This is a genomic window from Thermoleptolyngbya sp. PKUAC-SCTB121, from assembly GCF_016919485.1.
In the GTDB taxonomy this organism is placed as follows: Bacteria; Cyanobacteriota; Cyanobacteriia; order Elainellales; family Elainellaceae; genus Thermoleptolyngbya; species Thermoleptolyngbya sichuanensis.
The window spans coordinates 5,093,023-5,119,186 of record NZ_CP070366.1 but is presented as its reverse complement, the minus strand read 5'-3'; the positions used below and the strand labels follow the sequence as shown (position 1 = coordinate 5,119,186).

The following is a 26,164-nucleotide window of genomic DNA, read 5'->3' as shown; positions in this document are numbered from 1 at the left end:
TTGGGAAGAATGGAGGTAGGCGACGATGGGCGTTGGGCAACATTCTCTACCCATGCTGCCTGCTTCTGTAGAATCGGCAGAATCGGCCGCCAATTCGTCATAGGTCTCGTAATCTGATAAGTATGAACTGATAAAAGAACGGATAAAAGAACGGATTTTACGCGGTTATCTTGCGGCTGAGTGCCCTACCCAAACGCCTATGTCTCAGAAAAATGAAACGCTTCCTCTGATTTTGTCGCTGCTGGTGACGCTGTTGCTGCTAGCAGGCGGCATTTGGTGGTTTGGCAGAAATCTGGGTTTTGGTGGCGTGGGCATCGGGCAGGGCGGTTCTCCCTCCACAAGCAGTCCAGGGCAGGGCGGCGGGGCAGGGCGTATTAGCGATCGCCTCAGCACCGGGGCGCAACTGCTGTTTCCCGAAGGAGCCTCCTCTCAGAAGCAGGCGGCCGTGCAAGCCCTGGCCAATCGAGACTATCAGGGGGCGATCGCCAACTTGGAGGCCTCCCTCCAGGCAAACCGCAACGACCCGGAGGCGCTGATCTATCTAAACAATGCCCGCATTGGGGATCAAAATTCCTACACTATTGCTGTGGCCGTCCCAACTGCCACCTCCGCAAATTCGGCTTTGGAAATCTTGCGGGGCGTGGCCCAGGCTCAGGATGAGGTGAATCGTGCAGGCGGCATCGACGGCGTGCCCGTCAAGGTGATGATTGTCAACGACGACAATAGCCCCGATGTGACTCCGCAGGTGGCGGATGCGCTGGTCAAAGATCGCTCGGTGCTGGGCGTGATTGGGCACTTTGGCAGCGATGCCACGCTGGCGGCTGCCCCGGTTTATGAAGCCGGTCGACTGGTCATGATCTCGCCCACCAGCACGTCGGTTCAGCTTTCGGGCGCAGGGCAGTACATCTTTCGCACCGTGCCGAGCGATCGCTTTACTGCTGCGGCCCTGTCTCGGCATATGCTAGAGCGGCTGCGGGTTCAGCGGGCTGCGGTTTTCTACAATTCCCAAAGCGCCTACAGCACCTCCCTCAAAAATGAATTTACGACGGCTGTCTTTAGCGATGGGGGGCAGGTTGTGGGCGAATTTGACCTGTCGGCTGCGGGGTTCGATTCGGTGGCTTCGTTTGACCAAGCTGCCCAGCAGGGTGCAGAGGTGCTGGTGCTGGCGGCCAACACAGCCACGCTCGACCCGGCGCTGCAAGTTGTGGCGATTAATCGACGGCGGCTGCCGATTTTGGGGGGCGATAGCCTTTACAATCCCCGCGTGTTGCAGGTCGGCGGCGAGTCGGCGGTGGGCATGGTGGTCGCCGTGCCGTGGATCTTGCTGGCAGACCCCAATGCGCCCTTTGTGCGCTCCTCGCGGCAATATTGGGGGGGTGACGTGAACTGGCGCACCGCTATGGCCTACGATGCGGCGATCGCCCTTATAAGGGCCATTTCTATTGGCAAAACCAATCGCGCTGCCATTGCGGAATCTCTGCGCTCCAACGCTGATACCATTGAAGGGGCGACGGGTGTGGTGCGGTTCCTACCATCGGGCGATCGCAACCAGGCCATGCAGCTCGTGGAAATCGTCCCCAGTCAGTCCCAGTTTGGGTATAGCTTTTATCCCGTGTCTCAGCCGTGAAGGGGAATGGACGCGCCATTTGCGCCACTCACATTTGCGCCACTCATTATTGCGCTACTGCTCCACATTGCGCTACTGCTCCACGACCGTCGTATCCGGAGCCTTGCTGGGAGAAATCAGGTCAATGCGGATCAGCGCTTCCATCACGTCGCGGGCGATGGGCGCGGCAACGGTGGAGCCGTAGGCATTGTCGCCCTGGGGTTCATCGATGACCACCAGCACCGCATAGCGGGGAGCCTCAACCGGAAACAGGCTGACGAAGCTGGTGATTCGGGCAACGTTGTCGTAGCCGCCCGTGGCGCTGGCTTTTTGAGCCGTCCCCGTTTTGCCAGCAATGCGATAGCCAGGAATTTGGGCGGGCGTGCCTGTGCCTTCTTCGACGGCCTTTTCCATCATGCCCAGCACGGCCTGCGCCGTTTCACGCGAGAAAACCTGCTTGGGCGGCGCGTATTGGGGCTGCCAGTGGAGCTTGCCGCTGCTGTCAAAGAGGCCTTCGACGACGTGGGGCGTGACCAGGAAACCGCCGTTGGCGATCGCCCCTTGCAGCCGCAGCAGTTGCACCGGGGTCAGGCTAAAGCCTTGCCCAAAAGCAGTCACTGCCACCTCCACCGGATCGCCTAGGAACTGATCCCGTTTTTTCACCTGGCCGGCTGTTTCAAACGGCAGATCGATCCCCGTGGGCTTGGCCAGTTCGATCTTTGCCAGCCAGTCGTAATAAATCTCTGGCTTCAGCGTTTGCATGATTCGCACCATGCCGACGTTGCTAGAGTGGGCGACGATTTCCCCGACGGTTTGGGAACCCCGCGCCGCGCCGTCGCTGTTCTGAATCGGCCAAGGGCCGATGTAGATTCGCCCTTCGTCATAGAAGCTGTCGTTGGGGCGGACGGTGCCGGCTTCTAGGGCGATCGCCACGTTGATTGGCTTGAAGGTTGAACCCGGCTCGTAGGGATCGGTCAGCAGCCAGTTGCGGAGCTGATCCATCGGGTAGGTGTAGTACTGGTTGGGGTCAAAGGATGGCTCTATTGCCATCACTCGCAGCGCCCCCGTCTGTACCTCCATCACTAGCACCGCGCCCCGCTTTGCGCTAAACTCAGCCATTTTTTGTTTAAGCGCTTTGCGAGCAGCTTGCTGGAGCCGTCGATCAACCGTGATTTTTAGCCGCAGGTCGTCCTGTTTCAGCATATAGTTGGGAATTTCGCCAGGCTTAACGAGATCCTGTCCGCGGCGCAAAAAGCGAGCCACTTGGTTCGACCGCTCCAGGGCCGCCCGCTGGGTATACTCCACACCCGCCTGCGCTTCTCGATCTAGATTGACATAGCCCACTACCTCCGCCAGTAGGTCTTGCTGCGGGTAGAAGCGCTGCTGTCGGGGGAGCAGTTCCAGCCCGTCCAGCCGCAGGGCCCGAATCCGGTCGGCGGCATCTTCCGAGAGTCCGAAGGTAACCTCGATGCCGCTGTCCTGCTCGTCGAACAGATTAGCCAAATCTACCGAGGACTGGTTGAGGATGGGGGCGATCGCCTCGGCCACCTCATCCTTGGACTTTTTGAACAGCTTGGGATGGGCGTAGAGCATGTAAACCAGCCGATCCACCGCCAGCGACGTACCCTGATGATCGACAATTGGGCGGCGCGGCAAAATCGGCTGCAACCTCACCGTCTGCTGAGCTTGGGCGCGGCTGGACAAGACATCTGCCTGAAGCACCTGCAAGCGAAACAGATTGGCCGTCAGCCCGATTGCGCCAAGGGTCAACACGCCCCACACCACCAGCATCCGCGCCGCTGAGGGATGGCTGGCGGGATCGACCCGATGCAGACGCACAGACTTCGACGCTGGGCGAACCGCCGATCGAGGGGCTGTCTGCCGTTTCCCCCGCTGGGGGCGCGATCCCGACGGGTTCACACGGGGTTGGGGGAATCGAGCAGAACGGCCCGGACTTGCTGGACCAGGTGTTCTCTGACGGGGCGATCGCCCCTGGGACGCACCCCCCAGAGATGCACCCCCCAGAGATGCGCCTGCCAGAGATGGGCCCGCCAGCGATGCACGCCGCAACGGCCGCTGAGGCGATACGACTGAACGGGCCGTCCGCTGGGCAGCAGACCGAGTTGCCCCTTGTCCGGGAGATTTGCGAAGCGATCCCTGTGGGAATCGCCCCTCGCCCAGATCATGGAGAACCTGCCAGGCTGCGTTCAGCGATCGCCCCCACTGTCGCAGCAGGCGGCGGACAGAGACGGCAGGAGAACGACGGGGCGGATTGGTAGCTGGTCGTCCCGTCGTCTTTGCAGGTTTACTTGCAGGACTAGAAGAACGCTTACCAGCCGCACGCTGGGATCGTCGAAGACCAGAGGGTGGGGGAACCGATTGGGTCATGACAATGCCAAAAAATACTGAGCCAAAAAATACTGACAAAACACTGAAAATGAAAATGCCCTGTTGGGACGGGAAGCCAGATTGCATCAGCCTGAGTCTGTCCAGCGATCCCGCGCCAACCCAAGTCGCCTTGGCTCATATCGGCTAATAGGCCATTGGCACTTCTGCGGGCAGGGGTGCAGCAGGCTCCGAGGCTGGACTTTGGACTGGGCTTTGGGCAGGAGCGGGCGACGGTGCAGGCAGGAAAATCGCGCTTTCGGGCGTGGGCAAGATCAGCCCAGAGTCGGGGCGCTCAGCCTGGTTTGCGAGATGCTGCCGCAGGGTTTCGCTGGCTGCCGTTAGCTGGCGTTCTTGTCGTTCTAGCGCTTGCATCCGGTCAAATTCGCCGCGCCAGAGATGCTGGATATAGACCGTCCAGCCGTACATTGCGAAACTCAGCGTCACCAGCCCTGTGGTAATCACTGTCGAGGCCCGCTGCGTCCGCAACAGCTGATTGAGCCAGCGCGGTTTTCGAGCCACCGGAATGGACTGAACCACTGGGCGATCGCCCTGCCGCTGCGCCGATCGAGCCAGCCGCCGCGCAGTTCGTTGAAGCCTCGGCGGCGGATTGAGGGAAGCAGGCTGGAGTGTTGCCCCAGATCGGGGTGACGCAATCAACTCCACTGGCGGCGATTTTCGGACAGGACGCGGAGGCAGCGGAGCCAGTTCTCCCTGCTGGGGAAATGGGGCAAGCTTGCCACCGCTATGGGCCGATGCTGCGTCAAACCGCCTGGAAATTGGACGACGGGCCGTTTGAGTAGGCACAGGAGGGCGACGGCTTCTGGCAGGAGGACGGGGTGCAGCGGTCATAACTCAAGTACAGGCGATCCAAGCGCGGCGTTGTTCCAATCATAGTGGAAGAATTCGGGAGCGGAACAAGCCCCACTCAAGAAAATCTCCCTGCATCTCTCTAAAAATTCCATTCCGAAAATCGCGATTCTGACTCTGTGACTCCAAGCTTTGCCTTTGAGCCTGACTGCCTGACACATCTCTGGAAACCCCTGATTTCTCGTAGGGGACGCTGGCCCAAAAGCTCCTCTGACCAAGCCCTCCGGCTCCAACTCAGGAGCTATGGGCTTCGATCCCAAGACAACGAATTTTCTGGGCTTTCGGGACTTGTGTCAGGCAACCAGCCTTTGAGCTGTTACTTTGAGCATTACTTTGAGTTGTTACAAAGTTCGACGCGACATTCATCAATCTTGCTAAGAGTTGCTATACCTAAGATATGGTGTGTGGAATTTGCTCAGTAGCACACTCGCAGACGGTCTTCATTTTCTCCGTTACCTCTGAATCTATTGCCTTCGATTTGATCGGTTGCCTTTGATCCTCAGGTCTTAGAAGCTTTAGGTTCAGAGGCTATTCGTCCTTACCGCCTGTCACCCTGCTGCTTCCTTTCAGTTGCTTAAAGTCTGACAAAGGTTTTTGCCGAAAATCTAACAGACTAATAGAGAGGATTCACGCGCTTGAAATTAGTGCTTAAGGTTTGAAAGATTGCTCACGGATTGCTCACAGGCTGTGCCTGCCAGAAATCATTCAATCGTGTTAGGTCTAACAAACCCTAAAGCCTGAGTACACCTGAGCTTTTGCTCCAAGTGGGTTGAACCTGTATGGGTTTGAACCCGGCATTCTTGTACTTTTTATTAACCCAATTTGTTTAATCCAACTGGACAAATCGTTGATGCTGGGACTGGATTTGGATCAGGTTCAAGCAGCGATTTGATTGCAGCCCCATGCTGACACTTGTGCTAACAAGTGCTTGCGGCGCTGGGTTAAAACAGGCAATCATCCGGACTTCTCTATTGAATTGTGATTCAGCAGTTTGCTCCTTTTTTAAGGAATTGCCTTTTTGAATTGCCTTTTTGAAAACACCGTTTTTGAGTTGCTTGCCCACCATGAACCAACCGCCTGTCCAGCTTGACCCGATCGACAGCCCCTTTCCCGTCCCCTGGAACTGGGTGCTGACGACCCAAACCGAAGCGCCAGCCGCCAGTCTACACACCTATCGCACGTCGGCGCTGCTGTCGCCAGATGGTCAGTACATCGCCTATAGCCGATTGCAAATGCAGGTCGGCACGGATATCAGCCGCAGCCGGGTCAGCAGCGCCCTGTTTGTGGAAAATTTGCAGACCCGCGAGCTGCGAACCGTATCGCCGACTTCGCCCCTGTCGAATAATCCTTTTGCTGAGCAGGGTGAGTCGGATCTGGCGGGCAGTATTGCGATCGCCATTCCAATTGCCTGGTCAGAAACGGGCGATCGCCTCCTGTGTCGAGAGTTTGAATCGCGCTTTGCTGCCAGCCATGCATCGGACTATGCCGTGGTGTGGGAGCAGTTTTCGGGCAATGTCTACACGCTTGCGCCCAGCTTTGTGAACTATACCAATGCAGTGTTGCTGGGCTGGAGTCAGCAATATCCTGATCGAGCGCTGTTTCGCTGCTGCAATTTGGGCGATCCCGAAGTTCACTACTGCACGGTCGATCTGCGGGGACGAACGCACGTCGCCACGGAAGATCAGCCTCTGACCTTTGGGCTGATCAAGACACATCTCTGGGCGGGGCCGCAGGTTAGCTCACGGGCCAGCTAGGGTTCAACCGCGTTGAACTGCAACTGCATTTGATTTAAGAAGCCTCGCGATCGCCCCGTGGGACGGCATCCATCACCGGGACACTGAGCGTGGGCGGAGACAGCGCAGGCAAGATGGGCGAGGCGGCAGTGATCCACTGGTAGGCGTGGTTGAGGTGATAGAGCGTGCCGCAGAGCAACAGGCGATCGCCCGCCTGAATTTCAATGGAGCCGTCGGGAAAGCGGATGAACTGTCCCTCTCGGCGCACCGCCTGCACTTGCACAGCGTAGGTCTGCGTCAAATCCAGGTCGCCCAGGGTCTGCCCCGCTAGCGGACTGGCATCGGGTACGGCAACCCACTGGCAGGAGAGGTCTTTGGCGGGCACGGGCACTTCCCCGGTGGCCAGATCCTTGAAGGTGGCAATTTCTGACGCATCGCCCACCAGCAGCAGGCGATCGCCCGATTGCAGAACGGTTTGCGCGTCGGGATAGTCGATGCGATCGCCCTCTCGCCGCTGAATCGCCATCAGGCTCACGCCTGCAATCCGCCGCAGGTCTGCCTCTTCGAGCGTCATACCCGTCAGCGGAGACTGGTCAGGCAGGGCATACCACCTGCTGTTCATGTCCTGTGTGGCGGCCTGGAGATCGCGAGATACGTCTTTGGAATCCTGCTGGGGGCGCAGTTCTCGATAGTGGCTATTGCGAATTTCGGTTACTTCCTGAAGCACCTCGGTCGTGGATCGCCCTGTGCCAATGAGCAGGTGCGCCGAAAGCTCCAGGCTGGCCTCAAACTCTGGCTGCACGACTTCTCGCGCCCCAAGCTGATACAGCAGTTCAATGTCTTTGTCCTGCGCGGCGCGAACCACCACGTCTAAATCGGGCGCTAGCTCGAGCGCTCGCTTCAGGCAAAGGCGTGTACTCATGGCATCCGGCAGGGCGATCGCCATCCCCCGCGCCTGCTCTACGCCCGCCGCCGTCATTACATGCACACTGGCCGCATTGCCATAGACATAGGGAATCTGCTCCTCTCGCAGTTTCTGAATCCGCTGCTCCGACTGGTCAATCACCACCACGGGGTAGTTGTTCTCCCGCAGCAGGCGGACGATGGTGCGACCCACCCGCCCATAGCCACAGACCACGACGTGATCTTTTTGCGGCAGCGCCTCGGAAATCTCCTGGGGGCCTTCGCCGCCCTCCAGCCAGTTGCGAAGCGCCGGAACCGACTCTGCCCAGGCAAACACTTTGGGCACCAGCCGCAGCACAAACGGCGTAAACACCAGCGTGACCGCGGTCGTGCCCAAAATCAGCAGATACACCCGGCGCGACACCAGACCCAGCACCTGCCCTTTGCTTGCCAGCACGAAGGAAAATTCGCCAATCTGCGCCAGCCCCAGGCCGGTGATCAGCGCTGTCTTCAGCGGATAGCGAAAGGCGCGAACCAGGGGCGCAATAATTAAAAACTTGCCAACAAAGACCAGCGCCACCAGCCCCAAAATTAGCTCCAGATTCTCCCAAATGAAGCGGGGATCGATCAACATGCCCACGGCTGCAAAAAACAGCGTGGCGAAGATATCTCGAATCGGCTCTACGTAGGTGAGGGTCTGGTCGGCGTATTCCACCTCAGAGATCATCAGACCCGCGATGAACGCGCCCATCTCAATCGACAGCCCCAGATACTCCGTCAGTAGGGCAATGCCCAAACACAGCGCCACCACGCCCAGCAGAAACAGTTCGCGGCTTTCGGTGCGGGCTAGCAGGCGCAGCAGCGGTGGAATTAGCCAGATCCCAGCGGCGATCGCCCCGCCCGCAATCATCGCGGTCTTCAGCAGCGCCACGCCCACCGCCGCGCCAATTTCGCCCGATGGAGCCTCCAGCGCAGGCAGCACTGCCAGCATCAACCCCAAGGCCAAATCCTGCACCACCAAAATACCCAGCATGACGCGCCCATGCAGGGTTTCGGTTTCGTTGCGCTCCATCAAGCACTTCAGCACGACCGCCGTGGAAGACAGAGACAGAATCGAGCCGAGGAAAATGCCCTGCGTCGGCGAGGTGACCCAGCCAATGCCAACTGACACCAGCGCCGTAATGCCAATCGTAGACAGAATTTGCAGCGCCCCACCGCCAAGGCTAATGGCCTGCACCTTCCGCAGTTCGTTTAGCGAAAACTCCACCCCCAGCGCAAACAGCAAAAACGCCGCGCCAAACTGGGCCAGCGTTTCCACCTGGATCAGTTCCTTCACCAGCCCTAGCCCTGCAGGCCCGACGATTGCCCCACCCAGCAGGTATCCCAGCAGTACGGGCTGTCGCAGAAGCGCCGCCAGCAGACCACCCCCGGCTGCCGCCGCCAGCACCACGACTAAATCCACAATGAGACGAAAATCTTCTTGCACGGACTGAAGGGTTCCTCGTGTGTTCGAGTGTGTCTGAGTTCTTAACCTAATACTCAGAAAAATAAAAAAACTTAACCTTCTTTCACTTTAAGGCAATCTCCGATTTCGCGGAACGGCGATCGCCCAATGCCCACAGATTCCTAATGCAGATTTCTAACATCTTTCTAAGATCGCTTTAGACGGAGCCTTTTGGCATGGCTTCTAAGACTCTGGGATCAGCCAGACGCAATCTTTTTAGACTCGGACTTAGACTTGGACGGGCGATCGATGGTAACCTTCTGGGCAACCACTGTCGAGTTTTAGCGCCTTGCCATGACTCCTCTCTTCAAAGTCCGGTCGCTTTCGGTAACCGCAGCCTTTCGCAAGCTCCGTCAGGGCCGTCAGATGCTTCTGGGGGCTGGGCTAGGGGCGATCGCCCTGCTCATCCTTCTAATCGCGCCTGCCCAGGCAACCGATTTGCAAATCGCGCCGACCAATCCCCGCCTGGGAGATACCATCGCCGTTGTGCTGCGGCCCACGGTTCCTGGTGAGGTCGCACCCACTGTGACGATGGACGGCACGGCCTATCCCGTGTTTCCACTGAGTGGAAATCGCTATCGGGCGCTGCTGCCCACCACGCCGCTCGACCGGCCGGGGCGCAAGGTGATCCAGGTGTCGGGTATGGGGGAACCGCGAAATGTGGCGATCACGCTGCGCGATCGCTCGTTTCCTGTGCAGCGGATTCGGGTGCGAGGCGGCGGCTCTGGCGGCACCGAGTACGAGTTTTCTCGCGTGGATGCGCTAAAGCAAATCGTATCGCCGGAGAAATACTGGCGTGGCGCATTTGCGCGTCCCGCCAGTGGACGGGTGAGTTCAGAATATGGCGTGCGGCGCTACTATAACGGCGTGTTTGCCGAGAACTACTATCATCGCGGCGTGGACTATGCAGGTGGGCAGGGTTCACCCGTGGTGGCTCCGGCGGCGGGACGGGTGGTGCTGGTGGGGCGCGTAGAGGATGGCTTTGTGCTGCACGGCAACTCGGTTGGGATTGACCACGGCCAGGGCGTTAGCAGCATCTTCATCCACCTTAGCCGCATCGACGTGCGGGAGGGCGACTTTGTGCAGCCGGGCCAGCGAATTGGGGCGATCGGCGCGACGGGTTCTGCGACCGGGCCCAACTTGCACTGGGGGCTGTTTGTCAATGGCAAGTCCGTCGATCCGGTGCCCTGGCGCAATCAGGGGTTTGAATAGTCCTGCCGTGCAGCCTGATTTTCTGCAAAATTGACCAGAAAATTGGCGAGATTGGCCTCGTTTTCTCCGGATAGGCTGCCCTGAACTCTGAAGCTATAGGTAGATGCACCCTGATTGAACCCTCCGGCTTCGGCCGGGGGTTTCTTTCTTTTTATGAGGTTTTTGTAGGGTTTTTACAGGATTTTTGCAGGATTTTTGTGGACTTTAGTTTGGACTAATGGTGAAGAGGAAGGCAGTCAATGAGAAGCACCGACTGCCGTAAGGTCAATGAAGTACAACCAACATTGACCCCATGATTTTCAACGAACTTCAGCAATTTCGCCAAACGTTGTATGCCAGCTTGGGAAACGCCAGAGATGCCCTGTTTGATCTGATGGATGCCGTGTTAGTGAGTGCGTGCATCGTGTCGTTTGTGAGGCTATCGCAGAGTCCTGTCTTTCGTCGCCAGTGGTCGAGCACCTATGAAGCGTTGCGCGATAGCCGCCTACCCCGCTCAAAGGTGCTGAAGCTGTTGGTGCAGCAGATACCGACTCAGCAGCAACCGTTGTTGGCAGGTGATGCGAGTCGGTGGAACCGTCCTGCTGCCAGGCGTTTGAAAGACCGCACCTTATCAGGCAGAACAGGACATGCCCCGATAGCCGGACAAAACTACAGTACCTTAGCCTGGATTGCTGAAGACAGGGGCAGTTGGGCATTACCATTGCGGCATGAGCGCATCACCAGCTTTGAAACACCCGCCAGTAAAGCGGCATTCCAACTCAAACAAGTGACTCGGCAGTTAGCGGTGCGTCCGTTGGCGATCTACGACCGAGGGTACGGCAATGCCAGTTTTGTCAACCAAACGGCAGGGATTGAGGCAGACTTGCTGCTGCGGGTTACATCCAATCGATGTGTCTATGGCGCGCCCCCAGCGTATCGAGGGCGAGGCGCACCTGCCAAGCATGGACATAAGATGAAACTCAATGACCCTGACACTTGGAGTGTCCCGGTCGAAACCGTTGAAGTCGATGATCCCAACTGGGGACGAGTGCGGGTCAGTCGTTGGAGTGCATACCATTTCCGCAAATCCCCCAAACGGGCAATGGAAGTGTTGCGCGTGGAGGTGCTGGAGACACAGAGCAGCACGCGACGCTTGGCTCCTTTGTGGTTAGTTTGGCTGGGTGAGCAGATGCCTCCGTTAGAAACCCTGTGGTTGCACTACCTCCGTCGCTTTGCCATTGAACACTGGTATCGCTTTGCCAAGCAGAGGCTATATTGGACACATCCCCAGTTCAGTTCTGTATCGGCAACCGAACAGTGGAGCAGCCTGATGCCGTTGCTCAGTTGGCAGTTGTGGTTGCAACAGCAGCTTAACTGCGAGCAGGATTGTATCCAATTCCTTAAGTTCAACTGTTATGAACGGTTGAGCAGATTCTTTATGGCATCCTGTTGAGCATTATTGTGATGCCAGTTAGTCCAAACTAAAGTGTGGACGTTCCGGTGGCAATTTGCGGTGTTCAAGTAGCAGATTTCAAGGCAAATTTCAGAACATGAAAAAAGGCTGACCCAATGAGCCAGCCCCTACCATGTTTGATGACGTTGTCTTTTTAGCTTGGAGAAAACCCGAACTGCGCGTTCCCAATTCGTGCAGAAGGGCGTGAGAATACAGCCGGAAACATTCCGAGCAGTCTGCCCTGAAATAAGCTATCCCAAACAGGCTATCTCAAAACAGGCACGGAATATTTCGCTTTCCTCCCTATAGGAGATTGTAACAAGAGACACAGCAATTTTGTTATAAAACTTTACGCCAATCCCTGCCTTTAGACATAACCCTACTTAATCAATGGACGAGTGAATCGGTGAGAAGCCGGTTTGTAAGGGCGATCGCCCTCTCCAAAGCGCTTCTCCAGGCTTAAGCCCTGTGAACAAAGTTTCTTTAGTTTGGACTAATGGTGAAGAGGAAGGCAGTCAATGAGAAGCACCGACTGCCGTAAGGTCAATGAAGTACAACCAACATTGACCCCATGATTTTCAACGAACTTCAGCAATTTCGCCAAACGTTGTATGCCAGCTTGGGAAACGCCAGAGATGCCCTGTTTGATCTGATGGATGCCGTGTTAGTGAGTGCGTGCATCGTGTCGTTTGTGAGGCTATCGCAGAGTCCTGTCTTTCGTCGCCAGTGGTCGAGCCCCTATGAAGCGTTGCGCGATAGCCGCCTACCCCGCTCAAAGGTGCTGAAGCTGTTGGTGCAGCAGATACCGACTCAGCAGCAACCGTTGTTGGCAGGTGATGCGAGTCGGTGGAACCGTCCTGCTGCCAGGCGTTTGAAAGACCGCACCTTATCAGGCAGAACAGGACATGCCCCGATAGCCGGACAAAACTACAGTACCTTAGCCTGGATTGCTGAAGACAGGGGCAGTTGGGCATTACCATTTGCGGCATGAGCGCATCACCAGCTTTGAAACACCCGCCAGTAAAGCGGCATTCCAACTCAAACAAGTGACTCGGCAGTTAGCGGTGCGTCCGTTGGCGATCTACGACCGAGGGTACGGCAATGCCAGTTTTGTCAACCAAACGGCAGGGATTGAGGCAGACTTGCTGCTGCGGGTTACATCCAATCGATGTGTCTATGGCGCGCCCCCAGCGTATCGAGGGCGAGGCGCACCTGCCAAGCATGGACATAAGATGAAACTCAATGACCCTGACACTTGGAGTGTCCCGGTCGAAACCGTTGAAGTCGATGATCCCAACTGGGGACGAGTGCGGGTCAGTCGTTGGAGTGCATACCATTTCCGCAAATACCCCAAACGGGCAATGGAAGTGTTGCGCGTGGAGGTGCTGGAGACACAGAGCAGCACGCGACGCTTGGCTCCTTTGTGGTTAGTTTGGCTGGGTGAGCAGATGCCTCCGTTAGAAACCCTGTGGTTGCACTACCTCCGTCGCTTTGCCATTGAACACTGGTATCGCTTTGCCAAGCAGAGGCTATATTGGACACATCCCCAGTTCAGTTCTGTATCGGCAACCGAACAGTGGAGCAGCCTGATGCCGTTGCTCAGTTGGCAGTTGTGGTTAGCGCGAAAGGACTGTACTGACCACCCCTTGCCCTGGCAGGCACCGCAAGAAACGTTGACTCCGGGTCGGGTCGCACAAGCGTTTGCAGGCATTTTGGCAGCGATTGGCACCCCTGCTCCTGCGCCTAAACCTCGTGGTAAATCGCCAGGACGAGGCAAGGGGCACAAGCCAACTCCTCGTCCCTGCTATCCGATGGTCAAAAAACGAGCCTCGAAACGCAAGACATCCGAACAATCCCTGAACAGTCCGGTTGCAACAGCAGCTTAACTGCGAGCAGGATTGTATCCAATTCCTTAAGTTCAACTGTTATGAACGGTTGAGCAGATTCTTTATGGCATCCTGTTGAGCATTATTGTGATGCCAGTTAGTCCAAACTAAAGTGCCCTGAGGTCAATCCCATTGAGCGGGTCTGGCGGGAACTCAAGCGGGAGCTAGCTTGGGTTCACTTTGATGATGTTTGCCAACTCCAGCACGCCATCAGCCAGTGGGTTTGTCGCCTTTCGGCGGAGTCGCTGCGATCGCTGACTCAGTGGGATTGGATTGTCGATGCTCTATGTGTAGCGGGTATTTAGAGAATTGATATAAGGGCATCGATTCTCAGTCTCAGCCCCAGATTTGCAACCTATCGTCAGCCAAGTGTTTGCAAAGGCTTGAGCAATTTCATTGCGAGCGCAAATATATAGAGCCTAATCAGGCTGCGTACTATTCACCAGATTTTTCCATCAATCGCTTCCAAGCAGAATCAATCGCTTGCTTGGTTCGATCACTAGCCCGATACAGGCTCTTTTGTAGGTCTTCCCATTTGTCTTGCAGGAAATCAACTGCCTCTTGCAAAACGTTCTTGTCGTGTCGCTTTGATCCAGCAAACTCATCACAGACTTCTCGGATTTTAACCCGTACTACATCGGGGTGATCGTCAGGAGAAACCAAAGATTTTAGGCGATCGCTCATGTGTTTCACCAAGTTTTTCACCTGCTGAGACTTTTCGCTCAAAAATCCCTGTAGCCCTTCCGATTCTCCCTGTAAGCGACTTTTTGCATCCTCCTTGATGAGGACATAATCAGCATCAATGACCTCCACATCCTCTGGAAATAGAACCGCTCGGCCACCAAAGGGAGCAGCAATCTCTCCACCCAAGACATAGGCCGCAATATCCCCGGTTTCCCAGTCAAACAAGAAATCCTCTATCCAACCCAATATGTCTGATCTAGACGGAGTTCGCACGCGCATTCCGCATAAGCGGCGCAAACTCACAGATGGCTCAACAGCATAGTCAGAATAAGTTAGGACTGCATCCGGCCCGATTAGAGAAATTTGCTCCAACGGCGTGTAGCCCGCACTGCTAGCAAAATAGACTACACGCCCCTGACCGTCTACCCAAACTTCTTCAACACCGCCCAGACGGGTTGCGGTACTACCATCCATTGCAACCAAGCCAACAATCTGGCTACGACGAATAATGTTGAACATGGCTAGAACCTCCAAAATCTCATCAAGCTGACAATCGATTTAGAGGAATCAATCCTGGGAGGATCACTATCTATCAATATCAAATTTTAGATAGGGCAATCTAGAGCATTCAGGTAGGGCTTTCAGGTAAGCAGCAGGGCAAATAACCCACATAAAGCAATCCCATCAAATACGCCTGCTCCACCGATACTCAAGACTCCTGGTGTCATCTTTTCTATCTCTCGCAGATGTAGCAAGTCAGCACCAATTAACGTTCCTAAAACCCCTCCTGCAAACGCAATGGGCTGAGGTGCTGGAGAAACTAACGTTGCAACCAGAGAAGCGGTCAACGGAGCAACCAGAGCATTCATTTGGATGCCAATTCCAGGAACGATCTGAGCCGAAAAGTAGCTGACAATTGTCACAATTGCCGTAACCAGCAGGATTAGAAATGGATCAGATCGTGTGAACTCATAAATCGCCAATAGAGATGGAATCAAGCCACCTCCAACATTGAGTGCAACGATTGTCTTTTGCTCAATTCTTCTGAGTGGGATACCCCAAAATCGTGCTGTCCAGAGATCAGAAAAGCCTGGAATAACGGGCACGGTTGTGACTCGTTCATATAGAGGGATATTGATCGTGCTACCCACTAACATAGAGATGAATAGGAGGAATGCAACGTTAGGAGAGAAGCCTAACTTTGATACCGCTAGCTCTACTACATCGAGGGCGATTGCAAACCAAATGAACGGAAACAGCAATAAGAAGAGCAAGAATAGAGTAAACGTGACAGGAAGATAAATCATATTTAGTAATGCTTTAGGGTTGCTTGGTTATGGCTCAAGCTCGTTTGTTCAACGAACAGATACTCAACTTATTGACGCAGGGCACGCAGTTGCGCCTTGAGTTGAGCAATTTCAGTTGCCATATCTAACACCATTGCTGCACCCACTAGATTTAGTCCTAAATCACGGCGCAGTCGCAAGACTCTTACAATTCTCACTAAGTCTTGTCGGTGTAACATAGTGCTTTCAGGCTCGATAATTCCTAGCGCCACGCACTTCTCAATGAGTGGAACCGAAGTTTGTGTAAAGTATGCAGCCTGCTCGAAGCTATATAGGCGATCGCCCGTTTCCGACCAAACCAGACGAGATAGACCAAAACTATGGGTCATAGGCGCACCTCCGCAATTGCGTTTCGAGGATTAAAGTGGCTCACCTGTCGCAGCTTTTCATAGCATTCTTTTTCCTGAGGGCTGAGATCCTTAGGAGAAACTACTTTCAAGCGAACCAGCAAATCTGTTCGATTGCCTTTCGGGTCGCGCCACCCTTTGCCCCGTAGCCTGAGTGTTTGACCTGAGTCTACACCAGAAGGAATGGTCATCATCACCGAGCCATCCGGAGTAGGCACCTCGACTTGAGCGCCCAACACTGCTTCATCTGGACGAATCGGAACTTCACAGACTAGGTTATTGCCGTCAAACTTGTAGAAAGCATGAGGCAGCAGCTCAATGGTTAGGTACAAGTCCCCCTGCTGTTGACAAAAGGGACTAATTTGCCCCTTCCCTTTAATCCGAATGCGACTGCCAGACTTGGCACCCGGCGGAATTCGCACTGTAACCGTCTCATCTCCAATTTGTAAGCGCTTTTGCGTGCCGTGAAACGCTTCAGACAAAGTGAGGGCGATCGCCGCTTCGGTATCCTGAGCAGGCATCTCAGTAAAGCGGCTAAAGGGATCGTCCCCAAACTCGACATACTCTCGAAATCCCTCAGGCCCCGTTGTGGTGCGGTAAGTATAAACCCGCCGCCCAGTTCCACCGCTTCGCCCAAACCGACCTAGCAATTCGTCAATAAAATCATCAAAGCTGCCGTATTGACCAAAGTCCGTTTCTTCAAAACCTGACCCACCCGGCGGCGGCGCACCTGCCATCGCCTGCTTCCAGTACTGTCCAAACTGGTCATATTTTTGGCGCTTCTCTGGATCAGACAGCACCTCATGAGCTTCATTAATTTCCTTAAAGCGAGCCTCTGCCTCTGGATCGTCTGGATTTAAGTCAGGATGATACTTACGCGCTAGTTTTCGGTAGGCCTTTTTGATTTCCTCTGGAGTAGCAGTTTTGCTAACTCCGAGAATTTCGTAGTAGTCCTTGAAATCGGCTGTAGCCATTGGCACCTCTGATGAAGGGAATACGATGAGGGGATACAGGTAACAAAATCAACCTAGATTTTCTCTGCAACCTAAATTAGGTACCTAAATTAGGTAATGGTTGTCTCAGCCTCATCTCGCTCAATCCCTAGCTCGTTCCTGAGTCTTGCTGATTATTGTCGGCTTTGCGCTTTGAAAAAATGCCCTTATCATCCCGCTCAAACAACTGTTTAATCCGCTCCCAAGCTTTCATCAAGGCATTACTTTTTTCAGAGGACTCGCTAAGCGTTTGATTATAGGTTTCTAAAAAGGTCTGCTGAGCTTCCGTTGACAAATCTGCCCGTATTTCTGGCGAAATTTGCTCACTTCCCGTCATTTCTCCGTCCGATTCCTGTGGGATTTGCATATCTGTGATGGCCACTTCTTCGCCTCCCGCACTTTGCAAGAGCAAAAAAGTCTCACCAGACTTTTCATCAGGAACCTCTACAACGAGCAAAAATTCGCCCGCTTGCACCCGCGTTTGATAAATTGCAGCTTTATCTTGGGGCATCCCTAGCGACATTAAGGCAGACCCCAAGCCCGCTCCCAAGGCTCCATACAACGCGCCACTCGTTGCACCCAGCAGTGCAGCAGCAAGTGGCCCAGCCGCCACCACTGCCCCTAGAAAAGGAATGAACAACACCCCTACACCTGTGAGCAAACTCAAGACAGAACCAAACAGCGAACCGTAGAAGGCTCCACTGGCTAATCCATCCAGAATCACGTCCTTTTTGGTTAGGAATCCAGTAATTCGAGCTTCGGATTGAAAGTTACGTCCCACAATTGAAATACGCTCTTTGGGGACACCCCGATTCAGCAAGCGCTGGACAGCATCTTGCAGCTTTACCTGGTCTTTAAATGCAGCAGATACACATTTCGCCGGAGGCTTGGCAAAGGCAGATGTCATAAACTTTCTCCTCAAGTGCCTCAAGTATGTATTGAGCAGTGGCTAACGCTCTTAGCTTGCGTTTACTCACCCTCTAGCTGGCTGCTAATTCATCTATGCAGTGCTAAATGCAGTGCTGAATACTTTCAAAAGTTCACATCACTTGCATGGCGGGTGCAATCCGTATTGATAATATCTCTCACCTGCCTGTTTTGGCTATTAGGGGGTTATCCAGAAAACCAAACCTATAGGGCTTATATCAACTCTCTAAATACCCGCTACACATAGAGCATCGACAATCCAATCCCACTGAGTCAGCGATCGCAGCGACTCCGCCGAAAGGCGACAAACCCACTGGCTGATGGCGTGCTGGAGTTGGCAAACATCATCAAAGTGAACCCAAGCTAGCTCCCGCTTGAGTTCCCGCCAGACCCGCTCAATGGGATTGACCTCAGGGCAATAAGGCGGCTGAAACACCAAGATGACATTGTCCGGTATCGTCAGGGTCTGAGCCGTATGGGCTGCGGCATTATCCACCTGAATCAGATGTAAATCATCGGGGAACTGAGCCGCAAAGCTGTGCAAAAACGCCTCAAAACAGGAACTGTCGAGATGAGAAAACTCGACTATCCACGATGCACCGCTCAGCGGTTCCACTAGACCGTACAGCCACCGATACACAAAGTCCCATTGAACTGAACCAATCGGCTGCACCCCAAAGCCCGTCAACTTGCGATGTTGAACCGTCAGCAGTCCGACGCGGCTCTCATCGCTGCACCAATAGCGGATTCGCCCCCCGTAGCGTTGTCTCAAGGCTGGCGGAATCGACTGGCTTATCTGGGCTGCAAGGTTTGCTGAACGGACTCGCACGCCCCAGGAGTCTGCTTCTTTGACACCGGACGGGGCACTTTGAGCTTCGCTTTGAGCCGATAGCGCACCGTCTTATGCACCGTCTTGTAGGGGACGGGTTGACCATGCACCGCTGCGAGCCACTGCTGCACTGCTCCATAACTGCTAAAGCCTTCTGGATCTTGCAGTTCCCGTTCCAAAGATGCCAGGACTTCACCGCTAATCGCTCGCGGTCGTCCACTGCGAGATGCCACCTTCACCAACGCTTCGAGTCCACTCTGTCGATACTGGCTCAGCCAACGAGACACGGTCGTGCGATGGCAACCGCTCAGTTGGGCTAACTGCTCAACGCTCTTCGCTTGTCCGGTTTTTAACCACCACAACACCTGTACTTTACGGCGCTGTGATGACCGTTGCTGTTGTTCCAAGACGGCTTTTAGTTCTTCTGCTGTTTCAGCGATATCGATTTTGAGGACTCCACTCATGGCGGCTCGCTCTAACGTCTTCTTACATGTAGCAGATCTTTGGAGATTTGATATTACACAGTTGGACATCTCCTCGGGAATACTTTAGTTTGGACTAACTGGCATCACAATAATGCTCAACAGGATGCCATAAAGAATCTGCTCAACCGTTCATAACAGTTGAACTTAAGGAATTGGATACAATCCTGCTCGCAGTTAAGCTGCTGTTGCAACCGGACTGTTCAGGGATTGTTCGGATGTCTTGCGTTTCGAGGCTCGTTTTTTGACCATCGGATAGCAGGGACGAGGAGTTGGCTTGTGCCCCTTGCCTCGTCCTGGCGATTTACCACGAGGTTTAGGCGCAGGAGCAGGGGTGCCAATCGCTGCCAAAATGCCTGCAAACGCTTGTGCGACCCGACCCGGAGTCAACGTTTCTTGCGGTGCCTGCCAGGGCAAGGGGTGGTCAGTACAGTCCTTTCGCGCTAACCACAACTGCCAACTGAGCAACGGCATCAGGCTGCTCCACTGTTCGGTTGCCGATACAGAACTGAACTGGGGATGTGTCCAATATAGCCTCTGCTTGGCAAAGCGATACCAGTGTTCAATGGCAAAGCGACGGAGGTAGTGCAACCACAGGGTTTCTAACGGAGGCATCTGCTCACCCAGCCAAACTAACCACAAAGGAGCCAAGCGTCGCGTGCTGCTCTGTGTCTCCAGCACCTCCACGCGCAACACTTCCATTGCCCGTTTGTGGGATTTGCGGAAATGGTATGCACTCCAACGACTGACCCGCACTCGTCCCCAGTTGGGATCATCGACTTCAACGGTTTCGACCGGGACACTCCAAGTGTCAGGGTCATTGAGTTTCATCTTATGTCCATGCTTGGCAGGTGCGCCTCGCCCTCGATACGCTGGGGGCGCGCCATAGACACATCGATTGGATGTAACCCGCAGCAGCAAGTCTGCCTCAATCCCTGCCGTTTGGTTGACAAAACTGGCATTGCCGTACCCTCGGTCGTAGATCGCCAACGGACGCACCGCTAACTGCCGAGTCACTTGTTTGAGTTGGAATGCCGCTTTACTGGCGGGTGTTTCAAAGCTGGTGATGCGCTCATGCCGCAATGGTAATGCCCAACTGCCCCTGTCTTCAGCAATCCAGGCTAAGGTACTGTAGTTTTGTCCGGCTATCGGGGCATGTCCTGTTCTGCCTGATAAGGTGCGGTCTTTCAAACGCCTGGCAGCAGGACGGTTCCACCGACTCGCATCACCTGCCAACAACGGTTGCTGCTGAGTCGGTATCTGCTGCACCAACAGCTTCAGCACCTTTGAGCGGGGTAGGCGGCTATCGCGCAACGCTTCATAGGGGCTCGACCACTGGCGACGAAAGACAGGACTCTGCGATAGCCTCACAAACGACACGATGCACGCACTCACTAACACGGCATCCATCAGATCAAACAGGGCATCTCTGGCGTTTCCCAAGCTGGCATACAACGTTTGGCGAAATTGCTGAAGTTCGTTGAAAATCATGGGGTCAATGTTGGTTGTACTTCATTGACCTTACGGCAGTCGGTGCTTCTCATTGACTGCCTTCCTCTTCACCATTAGTCCAAACTAAAGGGAATACCGCCAGAGGAAAAACATCCAAAATCTAGCAAGTTCATCGCAAGTGCTTAAATCTGGTGCTTTGCTGCCATGTGCAGGCGTACAGCGTCATGCTCACTCAACTCTATGCTTTCGAGTCAAGCTCGAAAGTGACGCTTAAGCACCTGCTACACGCCATACGATTCGACGCTCAGAAATTTCCTGCTGGAGGCGGGCGTGCTGCTGCTGGCTCTCTTGCAAGATTCGCCGCTGCACCGCCAGTTGGGTTTCCAGCTTGGACTGATATTGCAGTAGCTCTGCTAGCCTCACCTTGTCGGCTTGCATGGCTTGGTGGATGGGGGCGATCGCCCGCTGACGAGCGCTGAGCAGGTTCACCTGATGCGCCAGTCCAAACGCTTGTTCAATTTGCGAGAGCGCGGGCGGCAGTGTTTCTGAGTCGGCGGCTAGGTCTGGAAATTGCGTCAGGAGGAACTGGTTGAGGGCGATCGCCACTTGTTGATTCAGTTGCCTGCTGAGCATCTGGTGGCGCTGGTAAAGGGCAGATAGGGTTTGGCTATCGGGCTGCGCCTGGGCAAGCTGCGTAGCAATGTGTCCCTCGGTCTGGTGCAGGTCTTGCAGCAATGCTGGATAGTCTGCCTGCTGCTGCAAAATGCTTTGGGCGCTGGCGATAGGAAGCTGGGTCTGAAGTGTCTGATATCGCTCTTGCGCCAGCTTTAGCTCCTGCTCAGTCTGCGTCAGGTAGCGGGTGAATTCTGCGGTGCGGCGGGTGAGGGTGTCGGCGCGATGGCGGAGGTTCTGGGCATCGGGGCGGGCCCGGAACTGGGCGATCGCTTGCTCCAGCCGCGCCACCTGCCCGGTCGCCTCGGTCAAATCTGCCTTTGCCTGATCCAGCGCGTAGCACGCATCCAGCCGACAGCGATCGCCATAGTCCACATAGGTTTGGGCAAGCTGCCGCGATACCATCTGCGCCACACGCTCACTGCGATGGCGGTATCGCACTTCCAGTCGCCCATCCGCTAGCGGCACAATTTCCAGATTTTGCGCCAGCGCTGCCGGACTCAGATTGATGTTATGCGCCCGCAAGTCGCGCACCGCAGGCAGCAACACCTGATGACTCCGAAACACCTGAATCAGCGTCGCCTGATCCACCTCTGGACGAATGTCAGTCGTGGCTGTGGCTGTGCCGATAGTCTGCGATCGCTGCGCCACTGGGGTCAATTCAAACGTGCTTTTATACAGCAGCGGCGTATGGCTCTGGTAAAGCTTGGTGCCCACAGTAGCGGCGATCGCCACGCCCACCGCCACACCGAGTCGATGCGGAACGGCTGCGGGAACTCGGGGAGAAAGGAGGGGGCGATCGTCACTAACCCACCGCGGCGAAAGGCTCTCCCCCTCCGCCCGCGCCGCCCGCCGCAACTGAAGCACAGGTTCCGGCGGAACGAAGACGTGCCGACCCGCAACGGGCTGGAGCGTAAGCGTGAGGGTAGCTGCCTGGGTCATAGCATACTCTTAAAAAGGACGATCTATTCACACACCAACGGCACAAAACCAGAGAGATGTTCCTCAGAAGCGATCGTGCAGACGTTATATCCACTTACTTCGCTTACCATTCATCCCATCAGGAAAGCTGTAAATAGACTCGTCGAGTAGGAGGAGTTTCCTTTGCACACAGTTCTTGCCATCGCAATCCAAGCAAGGTCGTGACCGTCAGCATATAGCCCGGTTCTTCCATCTGGGTGAAAATAAACCCAAAGATAAACACAGTAATCACTGTGAATTTAGAGAAGTCGTCTTGACACAGGAAATGCCAAACGACCCACCACAGAAATAAATAAACCCCCAACCCCAACAAGCCGAAATCTCCCCAAATCCCAATCCAGCCAAACAAAGGCGAGAAGAAGCTGGAATCTAGATAGCTTTCTCCCCAGACTCTTCCGACCTCAGAACTGACAGGTCGAGTAGTCGCTCCCAGTGGGCTTAGCAATGAGGAGTATTCTTTCAGCAGCCAGCCTCCCAAACGTCCAACCGTATGTCCTGGGCCCAATCCCCACAACCAATTCAAAAAGTTTTCATAAAATGAAACAATAATTGAAAAGCCGCTAAGTTTAAGTACAGTTGCATCGCCATCGGGGCCGTAGAGTCCAGGACGAATCCAACCGTTGAATGCTGCGAATAATGGCACATTTCTCAATGCCCAGAGGAATGAGTAAAAAGCCAGAATGCCGCTAATGATGTATTGAATAACTACTCGAATATCCGTCAGCTTAACCAAAATCAGGATCCCCCAAGCAGCCAGAAAAACTAGCAGCGTTTGCTTAGCGTCAGCGAATAAAAGCTGAAGTATTGTTGAAACAAAAACTGTAATGCGTAGCCATAGGGGTGAGTTTTTGGCACTGGCAAAGTAGTACAAACCAAACGTAAGAGAAACAGAGGCAGACACCACATGACCTGCTCCAGAGAGATAAAATACGCCCTGTATATTATCAGCTACTGTCATTCTGGTCACTCTCAGTACGCCAATGCTAATTAGTAGCTTTTGGGCCAATGCTAGAAGCACATTGCTAGCACCAAATGCTAAAATCCAGCCTCGCATCCAGCGCACATTACGAGCACTCATTGGCGTGTAGACAATAATTGCCAGTAGAAAAAACGGCTCTGCCAAAAGCATGTATCCAATGAATAGATTAACCAACCCTGCTTTGTTTAAAAAGGCGCTGATAGTCATGCTTAGCAATAGAAAAAACAAGCCCAACAGCAAAAGTTGAGTGACCCAGATCCCTGAACTACCTTTGTTGCGAATCTTAGTAAAGGTTAGTACAAAGACTATAGGAACAATTGCAAAGTGAAGGAAGTTAATCGCTGCGGGTGCTCCTGCCGACTCCACAATACGAGGAAAAAAGACTGTTGCGAAGGCAAAAACAACAAGCGAAGGAATTCTCAGCCGTCCTCGCTTTTGCACAGAGATATCTATAACCTGATTCATCTTGTTAAAAGCCAAAAACGCACTATATATAGGAATTTAGAAGTACAGTTAAACCTGCTTCTGAACCTTGCTGTAGATATCCATTAGCATTTGATAATTGGCTTTGGCAGTATATTTGGCGATAAACTCAGCACGGGCATTTTGACGCATTTGCTGGAGCGCTTCTGGATGATTCAATACCCATTTCACTTGTTGTGCCAGATCGTCCGGATCATTGGGATGGAACTGTAGGCCTGTGTAGCCAGGTTGGACAACTTCGGCGATCGCCCCAATATTTGACGCAATCACGGGGGTTCCTTTAGCAAATGCCTCAATTGCTACCCGCCCAAAGGTTTCGTACCATTTAGACGGAAAGATGACGGCCATAGCGCTGCCCATAAGATTGTGAACCTGATTCATGGGCTGTCGTCCCAGCCATTCGATAGAGGGATGGGTTTGAGCAGCAGCGTTGACCTGATCAGAGAGCGGGCCATCACCAATGATTTTGAGGGGAACTGATAAGTCTAGCCGCTGCCATGCGTCGATCAGTGTGTCCAGTCCCTTCTCGACCGAGAGCCGCCCAACGTAGAGCATGTAGCCACCTCGCCCGTCTCCTACACCAGGATCAGGACTCACAAAGTTGGGCTTCACAACAATCTTGTGGGCTGGTAGACCACCTTCAATGAATTTTTGACGTGCGAATTCTGTGAGTGCAATGAAGTAATCTACGGTTTCAATCCAAGTTCTTAGCAGACGATGGGCAAGCAGCATTGCAGCTACAGCAGCACTGGCAGCGCGGCTCTCACGATAGCAGCCATGCAGCACACCAGGATAAGGAATGGGTTTTCCTAAGCAATCCTCGCAGACCTGGCCCGCTCGAAAGAAGAGCGCATTGGGACACAGTAATCGATAGTTTCGCAGGGTTTGTACCACAGGCACACCTGCATCTTTGGCGGCGTGGTGAACAGAGGGAGAAATGAGGGGAAAAAAGTTTTGGATATGCACGATATCAACCGGATGCTGTGCAAGATGTTGCCGGATGTCCCGATAGGACTCGGCAGACCAGGTGGTTTTGATAGCAGCATGGGCTGAATTGAGCGTCTGGATGCGAGCATTGTCCTCTTGATACACATCGACTTGATGACCCTGTTCCCGCAGGAGTTGCTGTTCAGCAGCACAGGATTCATCTTCGCCACCGCGAATTTGATAGGCGTTGTGAATGCTGAGGATGTGCATGGGTAAATATATGCGATGAGGCTCTTTAAAGCTTCTAACTGTTATCTGCTGCATTACGAAATTGACTTCATGTTGTGTACTCAAGTAATCAAGCTAATGTTTAGATTTGATACTGTTAAATTGGTGTATTAAGTTTTTATATATAGATTCCAGAACTTCAGTTTGTTTATCTAGATTAAAGTTGCTAACTGCATGTTCTCTAGCGCGAACGCTGAGGCTTCTCAGCAATTCTTTGTTTTGAAGAACCAGAAAAATTAGATTACTTAAGGTCTGCCAGTCTCGTTCTTCTGTTAAGAATCCAGTTTCTCCATGAATTACCGCCTGCGGAATACCTGCATGTCTAGAACCAATAACAGGTAACCCCATCGCCTGCGCTTCAACAACTACAGTAGGCAAACCCTCTGAGTCACCATTAGATGCAGTAATGCTAGGTACAGCTAGGATTGAAGCACGGTTCATCCACTTTTTCACGATATCAGAGGGTTGAAAGCCTAAAAATTGATATCGTTTTAGTATCTGGGAGGCCATTTCTTCAAGCTTTTGTCTTTCATCTCCGTCGCCAATTAAGATAAGACTGGTGTCTGGCAAAGCAGACTGGACTGCTGCCATAGCTTTAATAATGTACTCACAGCCTTTTTTCTCAGTGAAGCGTCCTACAAACAACACGATTGGTTCACGCTCAACTCTTTGATTTGGGGAAAACTCCTGTGTGTTTACGCCATAATAGTGTGAAATTATTTTTTCAGATGGGAAGCCTTGAGCAATTAGCCTATCTCGAATAAAGTCGGATACACCAATAAACAAAGAGGCTGATCTCTTCAAGGATTCTCGTCTTCTTATATATACTCTTGTGCTGATAGACTCACGATTAGCATACTCATCTGTCATGGTGGCATCCAGTCCATAAAAAGTGACTACCAATGGCAGATCCAAGGCTTTAGAAATGGGTAACACTAAAGCTCCACACACTCCAAAATGTGCATGAATTAGTGATACTTCGAGTTTCCTAAGGTGTTTTACAAGATGTGGTGCAATCCCTGAAAGCTTAAAAATCAACTCCTGAGCAGACCCTGTAAACTGATTTGAATTAACTGCAAACACTCTTTCTTTTGGAAGTGGCAAACCAGAAATATAGCGTGTACCGATGTAGTGAGGATTAAACGTCTTTAAACTTTCTGCTTGTGCGCGAATAAAAGTTTCTGATGCAGGTAGGAGACGGCCTGTAAAGTAGGCTATATTCCGTGTTGTCATGACTTTTTAGC

20 protein-coding genes and 1 pseudogene are annotated in these 26,164 nt (G+C 53.6%); 5 read left to right on the top strand and 16 right to left on the bottom strand.

Going from position 1 to position 26,164, the window contains the following annotated elements; translation table 11 throughout:
• The first annotated feature begins 199 nt into the window (after positions 1 to 199).
• Positions 200 to 1,627 carry an ABC transporter substrate-binding protein gene (locus JTM80_RS20865; protein ID WP_172354357.1) on the top strand — a complete coding sequence of 476 codons (1,428 nt, stop codon included), beginning with the start codon at positions 200 to 202 and terminating at the stop codon, positions 1,625 to 1,627.
• 72 nt (positions 1,628 to 1,699) lie between these two features.
• Here JTM80_RS20865 and JTM80_RS20860 read toward each other — a convergent pair whose 3' ends face one another.
• The 3 genes from JTM80_RS20860 to JTM80_RS20850 all read right to left on the bottom strand — a co-directional run bounded on the left by JTM80_RS20860 (position 1,700) and on the right by JTM80_RS20850 (position 5,927).
• Positions 1,700 to 3,994, bottom strand: a complete 2,295-nt coding sequence (locus JTM80_RS20860; RefSeq protein WP_205370238.1) for a penicillin-binding protein 2 — start codon at positions 3,992 to 3,994, stop codon at positions 1,700 to 1,702.
• 144 nt (positions 3,995 to 4,138) lie between these two features.
• Entirely contained in the window at positions 4,139 to 4,843 is a 705-nt protein-coding gene (locus JTM80_RS20855; RefSeq protein WP_172354359.1) for a hypothetical protein, read from the bottom strand.
• A gap of 844 nt (positions 4,844 to 5,687) precedes the next feature.
• Positions 5,688 to 5,927, bottom strand: a complete 240-nt coding sequence (locus JTM80_RS20850) for a hypothetical protein (RefSeq protein ID WP_172354360.1) — start codon at positions 5,925 to 5,927, stop codon at positions 5,688 to 5,690.
• Between JTM80_RS20850 and JTM80_RS20845 the strand changes: the two genes are divergently transcribed.
• A complete protein-coding gene (locus JTM80_RS20845; RefSeq protein ID WP_172354361.1) occupies positions 5,926 to 6,615 on the top strand; it encodes a hypothetical protein in 690 nt (229 codons plus the stop codon). The two genes, JTM80_RS20850 and JTM80_RS20845, sit on opposite strands and share 2 nt — an antisense overlap.
• 34 nt (positions 6,616 to 6,649) lie before the next feature.
• Here JTM80_RS20845 and JTM80_RS20840 read toward each other — a convergent pair whose 3' ends face one another.
• Entirely contained in the window at positions 6,650 to 8,983 is a 2,334-nt protein-coding gene (locus JTM80_RS20840) for a cation:proton antiporter (RefSeq protein ID WP_205370236.1), read from the bottom strand.
• A gap of 312 nt (positions 8,984 to 9,295) precedes the next feature.
• Here JTM80_RS20840 and JTM80_RS20835 point away from each other — a divergent pair, with 312 nt between their 5' ends.
• The 3 genes and pseudogenes from JTM80_RS20835 (at position 9,296) to JTM80_RS20825 (ending at position 13,531) form a co-directional block, all read left to right on the top strand.
• Positions 9,296 to 10,213 (top strand): M23 family metallopeptidase, encoded by a 918-nt coding sequence (locus JTM80_RS20835; protein WP_172354363.1) that lies wholly within the window; start codon positions 9,296 to 9,298, stop codon positions 10,211 to 10,213.
• Between the two features lie 292 nt (positions 10,214 to 10,505).
• The gene (locus tag JTM80_RS20830) at positions 10,506 to 11,645 is read left to right on the top strand and encodes a transposase (protein WP_205370234.1); all 1,140 of its coding nucleotides are present in this window, start codon (positions 10,506 to 10,508) and stop codon (positions 11,643 to 11,645) included.
• 571 nt (positions 11,646 to 12,216) lie between these two features.
• A pseudogene (locus JTM80_RS20825) lies at positions 12,217 to 13,531 on the top strand (NF041680 family putative transposase).
• A 435-nt stretch (positions 13,532 to 13,966) separates the two neighbouring features.
• On the opposite strand, the gene JTM80_RS20820 reads toward JTM80_RS20825, so the two are convergent.
• From JTM80_RS20820 to JTM80_RS20765, 12 genes are all read right to left on the bottom strand, one after another.
• Entirely contained in the window at positions 13,967 to 14,734 is a 768-nt protein-coding gene (locus tag JTM80_RS20820; RefSeq protein WP_205370232.1) for a PRC-barrel domain-containing protein, read from the bottom strand.
• Between the two features lie 122 nt (positions 14,735 to 14,856).
• Positions 14,857 to 15,522 carry a DUF1614 domain-containing protein gene (locus JTM80_RS20815; protein WP_205370230.1) on the bottom strand — a complete coding sequence of 222 codons (666 nt, stop codon included), beginning with the start codon at positions 15,520 to 15,522 and terminating at the stop codon, positions 14,857 to 14,859.
• A gap of 68 nt (positions 15,523 to 15,590) precedes the next feature.
• Entirely contained in the window at positions 15,591 to 15,890 is a 300-nt protein-coding gene (locus JTM80_RS20810; protein WP_205370229.1) for a chaperone modulator CbpM, read from the bottom strand.
• Complete coding sequence (locus JTM80_RS20805) at positions 15,887 to 16,882, bottom strand: DnaJ C-terminal domain-containing protein (RefSeq protein WP_205370228.1); 996 nt, start codon at positions 16,880 to 16,882, stop codon at positions 15,887 to 15,889. The genes JTM80_RS20810 and JTM80_RS20805 overlap by 4 nt, the downstream gene beginning before the upstream one ends.
• 127 nt (positions 16,883 to 17,009) lie before the next feature.
• Entirely contained in the window at positions 17,010 to 17,807 is a 798-nt protein-coding gene (locus JTM80_RS20800) for a ChaB family protein (protein WP_205370227.1), read from the bottom strand.
• Positions 17,808 to 18,053: 246 nt separating this feature from the next.
• A complete protein-coding gene (locus JTM80_RS20795; RefSeq protein ID WP_172354233.1) occupies positions 18,054 to 18,599 on the bottom strand; it encodes an IS630 family transposase in 546 nt (181 codons plus the stop codon).
• 20 nt (positions 18,600 to 18,619) lie between these two features.
• Positions 18,620 to 19,120, bottom strand: a complete 501-nt coding sequence (locus JTM80_RS20790) for a helix-turn-helix domain-containing protein (protein WP_172354232.1) — start codon at positions 19,118 to 19,120, stop codon at positions 18,620 to 18,622.
• Between the two features lie 195 nt (positions 19,121 to 19,315).
• Positions 19,316 to 20,629, bottom strand: coding sequence for an NF041680 family putative transposase (locus tag JTM80_RS20785; RefSeq protein ID WP_205370226.1), 1,314 nt, complete (start codon positions 20,627 to 20,629; stop codon positions 19,316 to 19,318).
• 231 nt (positions 20,630 to 20,860) lie between these two features.
• Positions 20,861 to 22,204 (bottom strand): hypothetical protein, encoded by a 1,344-nt coding sequence (locus JTM80_RS20780; RefSeq protein WP_172356419.1) that lies wholly within the window; start codon positions 22,202 to 22,204, stop codon positions 20,861 to 20,863.
• Between the two features lie 118 nt (positions 22,205 to 22,322).
• A complete protein-coding gene (locus tag JTM80_RS20775; RefSeq protein ID WP_172356420.1) occupies positions 22,323 to 23,687 on the bottom strand; it encodes a hypothetical protein in 1,365 nt (454 codons plus the stop codon).
• Positions 23,688 to 23,735: 48 nt separating this feature from the next.
• Entirely contained in the window at positions 23,736 to 24,902 is a 1,167-nt protein-coding gene (locus JTM80_RS20770) for a glycosyltransferase (protein WP_172358942.1), read from the bottom strand.
• A gap of 93 nt (positions 24,903 to 24,995) precedes the next feature.
• Positions 24,996 to 26,153 carry a glycosyltransferase gene (locus JTM80_RS20765; RefSeq protein ID WP_172356421.1) on the bottom strand — a complete coding sequence of 386 codons (1,158 nt, stop codon included), beginning with the start codon at positions 26,151 to 26,153 and terminating at the stop codon, positions 24,996 to 24,998.
• Between the last annotated feature and the right edge of the window lie 11 nt (positions 26,154 to 26,164).